Genomic DNA, 13851 nt, shown 5'->3' with positions numbered 1-13851 from the left:
TTTAAGGAAATGCAGTAATGAATGACGTTCAGCACAACAACGCTTTAGCGTTCTCCGCCCGTGTACTGGGTGCTTTGTTCTATTTTGCGCCGAACAGCACGCTTGCCGAACCGCTGGTGACTGCCTTTACCGACGGTGAGTGGGTGACGCAGTGGCCGTACGCTGTTCTGCACGCCGATACCCTCTCCGCTGGATTTACCGCACCCGTTGAAGAATCCCTGGCAGAGGCTTGGCAACGTCTGTTTATCGGCCCTGATGCGCTACCGTCGCCGCCGTGGGGCTCCGTTTGGTTAGACCGCGAGAACGTTCTGTTCGGCGACTCCACGCTGGCGCTGCGCCAATGGATGCGTGAAAACCAGATTGCGTTTGATGTGCAGCAAAACGAGCCCGAAGATCACTTTGGCACCTTACTGATGCTCGCCGCCTGGCTGGTTGAAAATGGCCGCGAAGAGGCCTGCGATCAGCTACTGGCATGGCATCTGCTGCCATGGGCCCCTCGATTCCTTGCCGAATTTATTGAAAAAGCGAACCATCCTTTCTTCATCGCACTGGGACAGCTTGCACAGCAGACGTTGGCACAATGGCAGAGCGCGCTGCTGATCCCCGTCGCTGACAAAAAACTTTATCGTTAAGCCTTCAGGCCACGATGCAGCGACTTCACCACTACCCCGATATCAAGGCGATGTTCCGTCGCCTGCTTATAGCTACCGTTGTTGGCGTCCTCGCGGCGCTGGCGGTGGCGCTCTTTCGCCACGCCATGTATCTGGGGGAGTGGTTATTTCTCAGTAATGACAGCGGCAGTCTGGTCAACGCAGCAGGCGGCCTCGTCTGGTGGCGGCGACTTATCACCCCGGCGCTTGGCGGGCTCGCCGCCGGGACGTTATTGTGGGCCTGGCAACGCCATACGCGACAACGTCCCCATGCGCCGACAGACTATATGGAGGCGCTGGAAAGCGATGAAGGCAAGTTTGATACCAGCTCAAGCCTTATCAAATCCACCGCATCGTTATTAGTGGTCGTCAGCGGCAGCGCCATTGGTCGCGAAGGCGCGATGATCCTGTTAGCCGCTCTTGCCGCCTCTTTCTTTGCCCAGCGCTTTACGCCAAAGGATGAATGGAAGCTTTGGATTGCCTGTGGTGCGGCAGCGGGGATGGCAAGCGCCTATCATGCCCCACTGGCAGGTAGCCTGTTCATCGCCGAAATACTTTTTGGCACGCTAATGCTGGCCTCGCTCGGCCCGGTGGTGATCGCCGCGGTGGTCGCGCTGCTCAGTACGCAGTTGATGAACGGCGGTGCGGAGTTGCTCTACCCTACAGGCGATTTGCCGGTGCTCGACGCGGCGCATTACGGCTTGATGCTCGCCACCGGGCTGGTCTGCGGCTTAGGCGGGCCGCTGCTTATCTGGCTGATGGACATGAGCCATCGTGGTTTCCTGCGGCTCAAGCTTTCCCCACCCTGGCAGCTTGCGCTGGGGGGATTCATCGTTGGTTTGCTTTCGCTATTAACGCCAGCGGTGTGGGGCAATGGCTACAGCGTGGTGCAAGGGTTCCTGTTAAGCCCACCGAGTTTTGCCATTATTGCCGGGATTTTCCTGTGCAAGCTGCTCGCTATTCTCGCCAGCAGCGGCTCTGGCGCGCCGGGCGGCGTGTTTACTCCAACGCTGTTTATTGGCCTGGCGGTCGGCATTCTGTTCGCTAATACGTGGACGCTGGTGTTCCCGGGGAACGAGGCGATGGCGATACTGCTTGGCGTGACGGGAATGGCAACGTTACTGGCAGCAACGACGCATGCGCCAATTATGTCAACGTTGATGATTTGTGAAATGACCGGGCAGTATACGCTGCTGCCCGGTTTACTGATTGCCTGCGTGCTGGCGTCGGTACTGTCGAGAACCTTACGCCAGGATTCTATCTACCGTCAGCACGTTGCGGAGCATCGCTAAGTCAACGTATTGACTCAGTTCACGCTGTTCCGGGCGCGGCAAATATGGCAGTTCGCCAATCAGCGGCGCCGGCAGCTTTTTGCTGAGCACATCGATAATTTCCGCATAGTGCGCCAGGCCCGGGTTGATACGATTCGCCACCCAGCCAATCAGCGGCAGGCCGTCGTTGGCGATGGCCTGAGCGGTCAGCAGCGCATGGTTAATGCAGCCTTCCTGAATTCCGACCACCATCAGCACCGGCAACTGTTCCTGCACCACCCACTCGGAGAGCGGGCGCAGATCGTTCATCAGGCTGCGCCAGCCACCGGTACCCTCAACCACCACGTTATCGACCTGCTGGCTCAGATTGGCCAGGCCGTCAGACAGTAAGGTGTAGTTGATGGGGCAACTGTGGGCAACGCTGCTCTCTTCTTCGCTCAGCGCAATCGGGTTGATAGCATCATAGGGTAAGTCCAGCGATGAAACGGCCTGCAGAATCAGCGCATCTTTATTGCGCAGCCCCTCTGCGGTTTCCTTGCTGCCTTTGGCAACTGGTTTGTATCCTGCCACCCGTTTCCCGCTGGCGGCGAGCGCCTGCAAAAGCGCACGAGAAACCACCGTCTTGCCGACAGAAGTATCAGTACCAGTAATAAAGAAACGATTAAGCATCACAAACTAACCCCACTCCTGCGCCATGAAAATATCATAGCAATGAATAATTCAACGGAGTGAAAGTTTACGTGATGTGCGAATGGGTCAGATTGAGATAGCGCAATTTTTTGCAAAACTGCTAAAAATTGTTAACCCTGTAACAGTCTGATCAGCAATGTTCCATTATACAGCGCGTCTTTTACCAGCGCCGCCCCCGCCATCGTGCCGCGGTTAGAGAACTGGGTTTGCTCTACGGCAATATGTTTACTGTAGGCTGGCAACGACTGCTGGCGAATGCAATCGCCAATCGCTGGGAAGAGGATGTCAGCGGCCTGATTAAACGGCGAGCCAATCAAAATTTTCTGCGGATTGAAGAGGTTAACCATAATGGCGAGGATTCGCCCGACGTTGGTACCGATACTGCTAATGATATCCTTTGCCAGTAAATCGCCCTGCATCGCAGCCTGACACAGCCACTCCACGCTGAGCGGCTTCTGGTGCAACATCGAACTCATCGATTGCTGCATGCGAACCTGAGTCAGCTCCATCACACTTTCCACGCTGGCGATGGTCTCCAGGCACCCGTGGTTACCGCAATAGCAGCGCTTACCGTACGGGTCGACCTGGGTATGGCCAATTTCCACCAGGCTACTGCTGCCCGCGTGCAGCAAACGACCATCGGTGATAACGCCTGCGCCAACGTTATGGTCGATAACCACCTGAATGACATCACGCGCGCCGCGCGATGCGCCAAACAGCGCCTCGGCCATGGTCCAGGCGCTGATGTCATGCTGGATATACACCGGCACGCCGGTATGCGCCTCGAGCGTTCCGCCCAGCGGGACATCGGTGACATCATAAAACGGCATACGATGGATAATACCGTTCTCGGTATCGATAATTCCCGGTAGGGTGATGGCAATCGCGGTCAGACGTTCCAGCAGGTTCTGGTGGCGAATAAAGAATTGGTCAATATGGGACACGACGCGGTTCAGGAACGGCAACTCATCTTCCAGCGCCAGATCAAGCTGCTCTTCCACTACCAGCTTACTGCTAAGATCGCGCAGCGCCAGATGGATAACGCCCCGGCTGATGCGCACGGACAGATAGTGCCAGGCTTCCGTTTCTACCATAAGCCCAACGGCTGGACGACCACGGCTACCCGCTTCCTGAATCTCCGTTTCCTGAACGAGATGGGCTTCCAGCAGTTCACGAACAATTTTGGTGATACTGGCCGGAGCCAGTTGCGCAAGTCGGGAAAGGTCGATACGCGAAACCGGGCCGAGCTGATCAATAAGGCGATACACCGCCCCTGCATTGGTCTGCTTAATTTGATCGATATGCCCTGGCTGACTGTCCGCTACCACCGTAAAACTCCCTTATTTTCGCGCTTCGAAATAAACACTTTGGGCTATGGTGAAGTACTTGAACGCCCTGCGTCAAATTTTTACTTAGCCTTGTGATTTACTGCACAATTTTTCACACATTTGGCAGCGAAACGCTCACCTTTGCCGCGTTTAATAGCTGTTGTCTGAAGCGCTCTGCCGCCTGGCTAAGTTCATGGTGCTTTGACCACACCAGCCACATTTCCGAGACTGCATCTTCTTCAACAATCGGCACCCAGCGCATTTCATAGAGCTGAACACGCCGAAATGACGCGGGCAAAATCGATACCCCCAAACCGGAGGCCACCAGGCCAATAATCGTCATCGCCTCCCCAACTTCCTGCGTAATCGTAGGCACCGCATCGTAACGGCGCATCAGGCCAAGAATATCGTCATAAAGCCCGGTACCAACATGAGGGTCAAAGAAGACGAACGGCTCTTTGCCCAATTCCACCAGGCTAACTTCCGGCTTATCGGCGAGCGGATGGTCGCGGTGGATCATCGCCAGCAGCGGTTCACGCAGGATAACCTGCCAGTCGAGGGTGTCGGGTAACTGCGTATTGCGCATCAATCCTAACTCAAGGGCCCCTTCGGTAAGCGGTGAGATCTGCTCGCGGGTGTTGGTTTCCCGCGTCTGGATGTGCACGTCCGGGTAGCGCTGGCGAAAGGTGGAGAGCGTGTCGGAGACCGCTTTAATAAACGGCGCGGAGGAGGTAAAGCCAATATGTAACTCACCGGTTTCACCGTTATGCAGGCGGCTGGCCCGCGCGGCGGCTTCGCTGACCTGCAACAAGATCTGCCGACTATCGGCGAGAAACTGCCGCCCCGCCTCCGTCAGGCTGACGCTGCGATTGGTGCGAGCAAACAGTCGCGCCCCCACCTGCTGTTCAAGGATCTGAATCTGCTGGCTTAGCGGCGGCTGGGAAATATTAAGCCGCGCCGCCGCGCGCCCAAAATGCAGCTCTTCTGCAACGGCAATAAAGTAGCGTAAGTGGCGCAGTTCAATATTCATATTTTAAAGATATCAATTGAGATTATTAATATATTAGACAGAATATTTACAATTTCCTACTCTGATTATGTGACCTGAGTCGATATTACCCATTGTTTTATTCAAGGATTTCCCGTGAGCCGCACAACCACCGCAGACGACACGCCTGCCATCGATGTCCGCGTTGATACCCCTCTTCAGACAAATGCTTTTATACGCCGCGGTACCCCCGCCTTTATTCGGGTAACGCTCGCGCTCTTCTCCGCGGGCCTGGCAACCTTCGCCCTGCTGTACTGCGTACAGCCCATTTTGCCAGTGCTATCGCATGAGTTCGGGATTTCCCCAGCAGGCAGCAGCATTTCACTTTCTATCTCGACGGCCATGCTGGCGATTGGTCTGCTGTTTACCGGCCCGCTGTCCGATGCCATCGGGCGTAAAAAAGTGATGGTGACGGCGCTGCTGCTGGCATCCTGCTGCTCTTTGCTCTCGACGATGATGACCAGTTGGCACGGCATTTTGATTATGCGCGCGCTGATAGGCCTGTCGCTTAGCGGCGTGGCGGCGGTCGGCATGACTTATCTCAGCGAGGAAATTCATCCGAGCTTTGTCGCTTTTTCAATGGGGCTGTATATCAGCGGTAACTCAATAGGCGGGATGAGCGGACGTCTGCTGACCGGGGTCTTTACCGACTTCTTCGGCTGGCGCGTAGCCCTGGCGGTGATTAGTGCCTTTGCGTTAGCCTCGGCCATTATGTTCTGGCGCATTTTGCCGGAGTCTCGCCACTTCCGTCCAAGCTCATTAAAACCGAAAACGCTACTGATAAACCTGCATCTGCATTGGCGCGACCGCGGTCTGCCTCTGCTATTTGTGGAAGGTTTTCTGTTGATGGGCGCGTTTGTCACCCTGTTTAACTACATCGGCTATCGCCTGATGCTGTCACCGTGGTCGCTCAACCAGGCGGTGGTGGGCTTGCTCTCTGTCGCCTATCTGACCGGCACCTGGAGTTCGCCAAAAGCGGGAATGATGACCACGCGCTACGGTCGCGGCCCGGTGATGATCTTCTTTACCGGGGTGATGCTGGTTGGCCTGCTGCTCACGCTCTTTTCTCCGCTGTGGGTGATTTTCCCCGGTATGTTGCTCTTCTCCGCCGGGTTCTTCGCTGCCCACTCGGTTGCCAGCAGCTGGATTGGCCCGCGCGCGCGCCGCGCCAGAGGACAGGCATCGTCACTGTATCTGTTCAGCTATTACCTCGGTTCCAGCATCGCCGGGACGCTCGGCGGCGTGTTCTGGCACAAGTACGGCTGGAACGGCGTTGGTGGGTTTATCGCACTGCTGCTGGTTTGCGCGCTGCTGGTTGGCGTCACCCTGCATAAGCGTCTGCATTAATACCAAACGCCATCCGGCATGTTGCCGCACATTGCCGGATGGCGGCTTCGCCTTATCCGGCCTACAACACTGATAACTAATACTTATACTATTGACATAAAATGCCTTTCCATCTCGCCATACTAGCTGGCAATTCCTATAATGGCCTCACTTTTGTCTTACCAATGTAGCGCTATGACGACCCGTGCCAGCAATACCCAACTCAACCTACGCATTATCTCGATCGTTGTCTTCACCTGTATCTGCTACCTATCCATTGGCTTACCGCTCGCGGTCTTGCCGGGCTTTATTCATTACGATCTCGGCTACAGTACGCTGGTTGCCGGGGCGGTAATCAGCCTGCAGTATATTTCTACCCTGCTTAGTCGGCCGCATGCCGGGCGCTACACCGATATCTGGGGACCTAAAAAAGTCGTCAGTCTGGGGATTATCTGCTGCCTGATGAGCGGTCTGTTTACCCTTGGTGCGGCGGCTGCGCATGCCAGCCCGATACTGGCGGTGGCGCTACTGTTGGTTGGGCGCATCTTCCTCGGCGTGGGTGAGAGCTTCACCTCAACCGGATCTACGCTGTGGGGGATTAAAACCGTCGGCGCGATTCACACCTCGCGGGTTATCTCGTGGAACGGCGTGGCCACCTATGTGGCGATGGCGGCGGGCGCGCCGCTGGGGGTCGTGTTAAACGGCTGGTTCGGCATTAGCGGTTTTGCGGCGCTGATTGTGATTATTGCGGTCATTGGCCTGCTGTTTGCTCGCACCCGCGCCGATGTCAGCGTCAGCGCCGGGGTCAGAGCCCCTTTCCACGTGGTGGCGCGCAAAATCTGGCCATACGGTCTGGGCCTGGGGCTGGGGACGGTCGGTTTTGGGGTAATTGCGACCTTCATCACCCTCTACTTCTCCTCCCACGGCTGGGCGGGCGCGGCGTTCACGCTGTCGCTATTTAGCATTGGCTTTATCTGTATTCGCCTGGTACTGGGCAATACCATCACCCGCTTTGGCGGGATCCGCGTCTCGCTTATCTGTTATGTGGTCGAGTGCCTGGGGCTGCTGATTATCTGGTTTGCCCCGAACGCGTGGGTGGCAGGCGTTGGCGCATTTCTGACCGGGTCTGGCTTCTCCCTGGTCTTCCCGGCGCTGGGGGTTGAGGCGGTCAAACAGGTGGAAGAACAAAACCAGGGTACCGCGCTGGGCACCTATTCAGCCTTTCTGGATCTGGCGCTGGGCCTTACCGGCCCTATTGCTGGCTGGATTGCCGGGTACCAGGGCTTAGGTAGCATCTACCTGATTGCCGCTATTGTTGTCGCCTGGGCCTTTGTGCTTATTCTGCGAGTATATCTTTCTCAGCGCGCAAAACAGACTACCTGTACCAGCTAACCTCTTGAGGGGCGGTCAAAATCCGCCCCGTTACGTATGTACAACAAATCTCGTACATTACGTTACACGCCGAAACCAATCACTCACGGAAAGCCGACTCGCTCATCGATATAGTTATTTCAACGGCCCCGCAGTGGGGTTGAATGAAAAAACCAATTCGAGGGTATCAGAATGAAAAAAGTATTAGCTCTGGTTGTTGCCGCTGCTATGGGTCTGTCTTCCGCTGCTTTTGCTGCTGACGCAACGGCAACTCCGGCTCCTGCTGCATCTGCAACCGCAACTCATGCGGCTCCGGCTAAAGCCACCCACCACAAAAAACACAAGAAAGAAGCGGCTAAACCAGCTGCCGAGCAGAAAGCTCAGGCCGCTAAGAAACACAAAAAAGCCGCTGCTAAACCAGCTGTAGCGCAGAAAGCTCAGGCTGCTAAAAAGCACCACAAAGCAGCAACCAAACCCGCTGCAGCTCAGAAAGCTCAGGCTGCTAAAAAACACAAAAAAGCCGCTGCTAAACCAGCTGTAGCGCAGAAAGCCCAGGCGGCTAAAAAGCACCACAAAACGGCTAAGCACGCTGCTGCTAAACCAGCCGCTCAGCCAGCTGCATAATCATTCTTGATAACGTATCCGCGTAGCGATACGCCGATACAGATGGCCCCGAGAGGAAAGCAGCAATGCTGAATCCCGGTGGTCATCTGAGTTAATCAATTACCGTATCGGCGCTTATTTAGCGCCGATTTTTTCCCCGGAGAGCAATCATGTTGCGGCGCTATCGTTTCGAGCTCATCCTGGCATTACTTATCGTCTGCGCGCTGATCGCAACCCAGTTTTTCTTTTACTGAGCGTAGTTCGCTGATTTTACTCCCACTTTTTGCTTCTCCCGTCTATAGTAGTCTCATTGGGTTTATTTTTTATAATCATAATTGCCCCATCAGAGAGTGATATGCGTACAGCCTTTGTGTGTTGTTTACTGGGAACGTTATCCGTCCTGCCCTTAATTTCCCACGCTGATGACGATGATATTGGCATCAGCGCAAAAGATATTAAAACGCTGTTCTTCGGTCATGACGATCGTACCCTGGTCACCCATCCTGCTGAGGCACCGTGGGACGCCATTGGTCAACTGGAAACCGCCAGCGGCAATCTGTGTACCGCGACGCTAATTTCCCCTCACCTGGCGCTCACCGCCGGGCATTGTCTGCTTGAACCACCGCGCGGCAAGCTGGATAAAGCCGTGGCGCTGCGCTTTGTGTCGCAGAAAGGCACATGGCGCTATGAGATTCACGATATTGTAGGCCGCGTTGACCCCTCTTTAGGAAAACGCCTTAAGGCGGATGGCGACGGCTGGATTGTTCCGGCTTCTGCAGCACCGTGGGATTTTGGCATTATTGTGCTGCGTAACCCACCTTCAGGCATCACGCCGCTACCGGTATTTGCCGGAAATAAAGATGACCTCACCGCCGCGCTGAAAGCAACGGGACGAAAAGTGACGCAGTCAGGCTATCCGCTTGACCATCTGGATTCACTGTACAGCCATGAGGATTGTACGGTCACGGGATGGGCGCAAACCTCGGTACTTTCCCATCAGTGCGACACGCTGCCGGGCGATAGCGGTTCTCCGCTACTGCTGAAAACGGACGCCGGTTGGCAGGTTATTGCCGTGCAAAGCTCCGCTCCGGCGGCAAAAGATCGCCAGCGTGCCGATAACCGCGCCATCTCGGTGACGGGGTTTCGCGATAAGCTTGAGGCGTTAGCTGCCGGAAACTAACTCAGACGCTGCTGGTGACGCAACGCCAGCAGCGATGAGAGCGGCATCGGTTCGCTGAAGTAGAATCCCTGAAGCTGGTCGCAACCGGCAAGCCGTAGCAGTTTCATCTGTTTTTCGGTCTCCACGCCTTCCGCAATCACCGTCATCCCCAACGCGCTGGCAATTCGAATGGTTCCCCCCACCAGCGCCGCCGCCTGATCGTCATCATCCACCAGCCCCGCCAATGATTTGTCGATTTTAATCGTGTCGAAGTTGAAGCGTCGCAGGTAGCCAATACTGGAATAACCCGTACCAAAGTCATCCAGCGCCACGGCGGTACCCAGCGCCTTGAGCGCAGAAATAGCCGCCCTTGCCCGCTCGGGTTTTTCCAGCACATAGGTTTCCGTCACCTCAAGCTGGAGACGCGATGGCGGGAAGCCGGAGGATTTCAGTACGCTGGACACTTTGTTCTCAAACTCCGGGTCGCGGAATTGCGCGGGAGAAATATTCACCGACAGCTTTAAATCATTATGATTCAATAGGTCGCGGCAGGCACGAGCCAGTACAAACTGGCCAAGGGAATAGATAAGCCCACTGGTTTCGGCAATCGCAATAAAGGCATCGGGCATCAGTTCGCCCTTTGGACGTCGCGGCCAGCGTACCAGCGCTTCCACGCCCACCATCGCCTGCGAGCGGGCGCAGACAATGGGTTGATACCAGACTTCGAATTCATCGTGCTCCAGCCCGTGGCGTATATCGTTCTCCAGAGAAAGCTGGTATTCGCGAGCGCTACTAAGCTCCGCGTCATAATGCGTGATCCGCCCTTTCCCGGTTATCTTGGAGTGATACATGGCGATATCAGCCTGGCGGAACAGCTCAGAACTGGTTTTTTCCTGTAACGTACCGCTGGCAATGCCGAGGCTAGCGCTGATATGCAGCGTCCGTTCGCCGATACGAATGGGCGTGCTGAGGTAATCCAGCACGCTACCAGCAAATGCCGAAGCGCTGGCTTCAGAATGTACGCCGCCCACGGTCATCGCAAATTCGTCGCCGCCCATTCGCGCCAGCATACCGCCATGAGGGACAAGCGTTTGTAGCATATCGGCAATGCGTATAATTAGAATATCGCCGATATCATGACCATAAATGTCGTTAACATCTTTAAAACCATCAAGATCGATAAAGACCACCGTCTTGATATCCCGGTCGCCCCGGCGACTAATCTGCTCAAGCTGCTCAATCAACGCCCGGCGGTTTGGCAAATGGCTTAGCCAGTCGGTCAGCGCGATTTCACGGGCCTGGCGCTCACCGCGAGCCAGCTTCCACAATCCCAGGCTGCTCACCAGGATAAACAGCAGAATCAGCCCCGTTGCCAGCAGCACTATTTCTCGAATCTCCGGCGAAGCCGCCTGCGCCGCCTCGACGCCGGGCTGGCGTAGCTGCCAGTTAAGCCAGCCGACCACTTCGCCGCTGGAGGTACGCAGCGGTATGTTGTACTTGTTTTGCGGCGAAGCGGTGAGCGTCAGATTTTCAATCTGGAAGGTGTTACCGAGGGTATTTAACAGCGTCGGGTTGATATGTCGGGTGATGACCAGATAACGGCGGGTGGCATCATACACCTTCAGACGACCCACCATGGGACGGATCAGGCCAATGCCAATAAAGGCAACCCCTTCACGCGTCTGGGTTATTCCGGCAACGTTATTTTGCCCCCGCCGCAGGGCGTCCTGATTTTGCTCGATCAGCGCCTTTAACCCGCTGCCAAAAAACAAAAGGTCGTGCTCGCTGAACGACGAGCTACGAAACGATCCCCACAGGACGCGATAGTTCTCGTCCAGCACAAAGGTACCGTCATAAAGATTGTTGATTTTGAAACCAGCGCCCCAGGTGTTGTAAAGCCAGTTGGTATCAAGCTTCGGTGCATACACTTCGCGAACGGCATCGTCCCAGATGGCGTTATCAATCACTAATGAGAGCACGCGGTTAATCGACGTCTGGATAGCGCCATCGACGGAAAGCGCCGAGCGACGGGCATCGATATCGTTGGTTTTGCTGGTAATCAGGCTTTGCGAGAGGTAGAGAAGCGAAATAATAGAAAAAATCAGGCCGATGCCTGCAAAAAAGATGATCACAAAAAGCGTTCTGGCTGTGGCTATATTACGCCAGCGTGACGGATCGAACATGGTTCACCCTCGCATCAAATACGCTAACCCCTTGTTACAAGCGTAATACAGACGAAGGATTTCGCTGCCCGATTTCTCAGGCAGCGATCACATCAGGCGAGCTTTATCATCACCATACCGACCAACAGCAGACCTAAACCAACCCAGCCTTTGTTGTTCAGACGCTGGCCGAAGAGGATCCACCCTGCCGCCAGCGTCGCGGCGACGCCGAAACCACCCCAGATGGCGTAGGCGACGGAGAGATCAATCCCCTTCACCGCCTGCGACAGGGCGCTGAACGCAGCCAATACCGCGACAAGGGAAAGAATGCCGTACCCTTTGCGGCGGAAGCCGTCAGAAAACTTCAGGAAAATATTAGCGACAATTTCCAGAACAATGGAGCCTGCCAGCCATATGCCGTGAATCATTTCAAATTTATGCATGATTCACCTCTTTATGTAGAGACTTGTTTACTGTGGGAGCCTTACGGGTACCGGACTTAATCAGTACGATACCGGCAATCAACGTTGCCAGACCCGCCGCTTTCATCACCGTCAGGCTTTCGTCAAACAGCATTACGCTAAACAGGGTAATCAATACAATGCCAATGCCTTCCCACAGCGCATAGGCCACACCCAGGGCGATTTTTTTAACCGCAAACGAAAGAAAAATATATGACAAGGCGATCATCACAAGCATCAAAATAAAGCCAGTGTTTCCGTCAGATACGCTCGCCCATTTCATAGAAAGCGTACCAGTAATTTCAGCAACAATGGCCAGGGCTAATAAAATCCAGTAAAACATGGTCCTTCTCCTGCATGAGAATATAATCCGTGCAGCTCGCGGCGAGGCGCAAACTGAAATAAAATGATTAAAATTTAGCTCAAACGAAGAAGGGTACTAAAGCGCGTTGCGCCAGTGCTGCTCACCACAGAAGGCAGAATAGGAAGGTAATACAGAAGGTTTGGTAAGGCTGAACATCCTGAACATATTGTCCATAAAATTACAATTATCCGCGGTATTGCTTCTCATCATTGCGGATTAAAATTGTCCTCAGTAGTTAAACACAGTTAATTTCTAACACAAATGTCTAAGTATCTCAAAATGTTTGCAAATCTTTACCGATGTTATTTGATATAAATGCATTTATTATCAGTAGATTCGCAACTATCATATTCTGCATAGATATTCGCAGGAGTTAGCGCAACATGTCCAGGCCGATCATCACGCTTAATGGATTAAAGATAGTCATCATGCTGGGCATGCTGGTCATCATTCTTACCGGCATTCGCTTTGCCGCCGACATCATCGTCCCGTTCGTCCTGGCGCTGTTTATCGCCGTGATCCTCAACCCGATCGTTCAACTGATGGTGCGCTGGCGAGTACCGCGGGTATTGGGCATTTCGTTGTTGATTGGCGTGATTATTCTTGCCGCCGTTCTGCTGCTTGCTACGCTGGGTACCTCACTCAATGAGCTAACGCGCACGCTGCCACAATACCGCTCCTCACTGGCGGTGCCAATTTATAATCTTGAGCCATGGTTTCAGCGCTTTGGTATCAGCGTCAGCCCGGACGAGCTGATTAAATACATTGACCCTAATGCCGCCATGACGTTGGTTTCTCGTTTTCTGAGCCAGCTTTCGAACGCCATGTCCTCTATCTTTTTACTGCTGCTGACGGTGGTGTTTATGCTGCTGGAAGTCCCTCAGCTACCTGCCAAGCTGCAACAAATCATGGCAAAACCCAATGAAGGTATGGCGGCGATTCAGCGTGCGCTGGATAGCGTGACGCATTATCTGGTACTGAAAACGGCCATCAGCGTAGTGACGGGGCTGGTTGTGTGGGGAATGCTGGAACTACTGGGGGTGCGTTTTGCCTTTATCTGGGGGCTGCTGGCCTTTGCGCTCAACTACATTCCGAACATTGGTTCGGTGCTGGCGGCCATTCCCCCTATCCTTCAGGTGCTGGTGTTTACCGGCTTTTACGACGCGCTTATCGTCCTTGCGGGGTATCTGGTCATTAACCTTGTGTTTGGCAACATTCTGGAACCCCGCATCATGGGACGCGGCCTGGGTCTATCCACCCTGGTGGTCTTTTTGTCGTTGATCTTCTGGGGCTGGCTGCTTGGCCCGGTTGGCATGCTGCTCTCCGTCCCGCTGACCATTATCGTTAAAATTGCCCTTGAGCAGACCGAAGGCGGTAAAAGTATTGCCATCCTGCTGAGTGATTTAAGCAAATAACCG

The 13851-nt window shown here is 54.5% G+C and carries 14 protein-coding genes; 8 read left to right on the top strand and 6 right to left on the bottom strand.

Annotated features, from left to right (window positions below):
* Positions 1-17 precede the first annotated feature (17 nt).
* The gene (gene dmsD, locus ACH1XZ_RS04725; RefSeq protein WP_395594522.1) at positions 18-632 is read left to right on the top strand and encodes a Tat proofreading chaperone DmsD; all 615 of its coding nucleotides are present in this window, start codon (positions 18-20) and stop codon (positions 630-632) included.
* Between the two features lie 14 nt (positions 633-646).
* Positions 647-1942, top strand: coding sequence for a voltage-gated ClC-type chloride channel ClcB (clcB, locus tag ACH1XZ_RS04720; protein ID WP_395594521.1), 1296 nt, complete (start codon positions 647-649; stop codon positions 1940-1942).
* Here the strand turns inward: clcB and bioD are convergent.
* The 3 genes from bioD to ACH1XZ_RS04705 form a co-directional block, all read right to left on the bottom strand.
* On the bottom strand, positions 1895-2590 hold the full coding sequence (gene bioD / locus ACH1XZ_RS04715) for a dethiobiotin synthase (protein ID WP_315406554.1): 696 nt from the start codon (positions 2588-2590) through the stop codon (positions 1895-1897). The two genes, clcB and bioD, sit on opposite strands and share 48 nt — an antisense overlap.
* Before the next feature lie 131 nt (positions 2591-2721).
* On the bottom strand, positions 2722-3939 hold the full coding sequence (gene mlc / locus ACH1XZ_RS04710) for a sugar metabolism global transcriptional regulator Mlc (RefSeq protein ID WP_395594520.1): 1218 nt from the start codon (positions 3937-3939) through the stop codon (positions 2722-2724).
* A 112-nt stretch (positions 3940-4051) separates the two neighbouring features.
* Positions 4052-4969 (bottom strand): LysR family transcriptional regulator, encoded by a 918-nt coding sequence (locus tag ACH1XZ_RS04705; RefSeq protein WP_395594519.1) that lies wholly within the window; start codon positions 4967-4969, stop codon positions 4052-4054.
* Positions 4970-5083: 114 nt separating this feature from the next.
* Between ACH1XZ_RS04705 and ACH1XZ_RS04700 the strand changes: the two genes are divergently transcribed.
* The 5 genes from ACH1XZ_RS04700 (at position 5084) to ACH1XZ_RS04685 (ending at position 9467) form a co-directional block, all read left to right on the top strand.
* Positions 5084-6334 (top strand): MFS transporter, encoded by a 1251-nt coding sequence (locus ACH1XZ_RS04700; protein ID WP_395594518.1) that lies wholly within the window; start codon positions 5084-5086, stop codon positions 6332-6334.
* A 174-nt stretch (positions 6335-6508) separates the two neighbouring features.
* Positions 6509-7705, top strand: a complete 1197-nt coding sequence (locus tag ACH1XZ_RS04695) for an MFS transporter (RefSeq protein WP_395594517.1) — start codon at positions 6509-6511, stop codon at positions 7703-7705.
* 171 nt (positions 7706-7876) lie between these two features.
* Complete coding sequence (gene asr, locus ACH1XZ_RS04690) at positions 7877-8308, top strand: acid resistance repetitive basic protein Asr (RefSeq protein ID WP_395594516.1); 432 nt, start codon at positions 7877-7879, stop codon at positions 8306-8308.
* A gap of 149 nt (positions 8309-8457) precedes the next feature.
* On the top strand, positions 8458-8541 hold the full coding sequence (ydgU, locus tag ACH1XZ_RS23345) for a small membrane protein YdgU (protein ID WP_455648420.1): 84 nt from the start codon (positions 8458-8460) through the stop codon (positions 8539-8541).
* Positions 8542-8642: 101 nt separating this feature from the next.
* Positions 8643-9467 (top strand): trypsin-like serine peptidase, encoded by an 825-nt coding sequence (locus ACH1XZ_RS04685; RefSeq protein ID WP_395594515.1) that lies wholly within the window; start codon positions 8643-8645, stop codon positions 9465-9467.
* Here the strand turns inward: ACH1XZ_RS04685 and ACH1XZ_RS04680 are convergent.
* From ACH1XZ_RS04680 to mdtJ, 3 genes are all read right to left on the bottom strand, one after another.
* Positions 9464-11629 carry a putative bifunctional diguanylate cyclase/phosphodiesterase gene (locus ACH1XZ_RS04680; RefSeq protein ID WP_395594514.1) on the bottom strand — a complete coding sequence of 722 codons (2166 nt, stop codon included), beginning with the start codon at positions 11627-11629 and terminating at the stop codon, positions 9464-9466. The two genes, ACH1XZ_RS04685 and ACH1XZ_RS04680, sit on opposite strands and share 4 nt — an antisense overlap.
* Positions 11630-11721: 92 nt before the next feature.
* On the bottom strand, positions 11722-12051 hold the full coding sequence (gene mdtI / locus ACH1XZ_RS04675; RefSeq protein ID WP_395594513.1) for a multidrug/spermidine efflux SMR transporter subunit MdtI: 330 nt from the start codon (positions 12049-12051) through the stop codon (positions 11722-11724).
* Positions 12044-12412: a multidrug/spermidine efflux SMR transporter subunit MdtJ gene (mdtJ, locus tag ACH1XZ_RS04670; protein WP_395594512.1), complete on the bottom strand. Its 369-nt coding sequence runs from the start codon at positions 12410-12412 to the stop codon at positions 12044-12046. Before mdtJ ends, mdtI begins: the two co-directional genes overlap by 8 nt.
* Before the next feature lie 404 nt (positions 12413-12816).
* On the opposite strand from mdtJ, the gene ACH1XZ_RS04665 reads away from it, so the two are divergent.
* Positions 12817-13848 (top strand): AI-2E family transporter, encoded by a 1032-nt coding sequence (locus tag ACH1XZ_RS04665; protein WP_395594511.1) that lies wholly within the window; start codon positions 12817-12819, stop codon positions 13846-13848.
* The last annotated feature ends 3 nt before the right edge of the window (positions 13849-13851 follow it).

It is taken from the genome of Kluyvera chengduensis, from assembly GCF_044197065.1.
In the GTDB taxonomy this organism is placed as follows: domain Bacteria; phylum Pseudomonadota; class Gammaproteobacteria; order Enterobacterales; family Enterobacteriaceae; genus Kluyvera; species Kluyvera ascorbata_C.
This window is presented reverse-complemented; position numbering and strand designations above follow the sequence as displayed.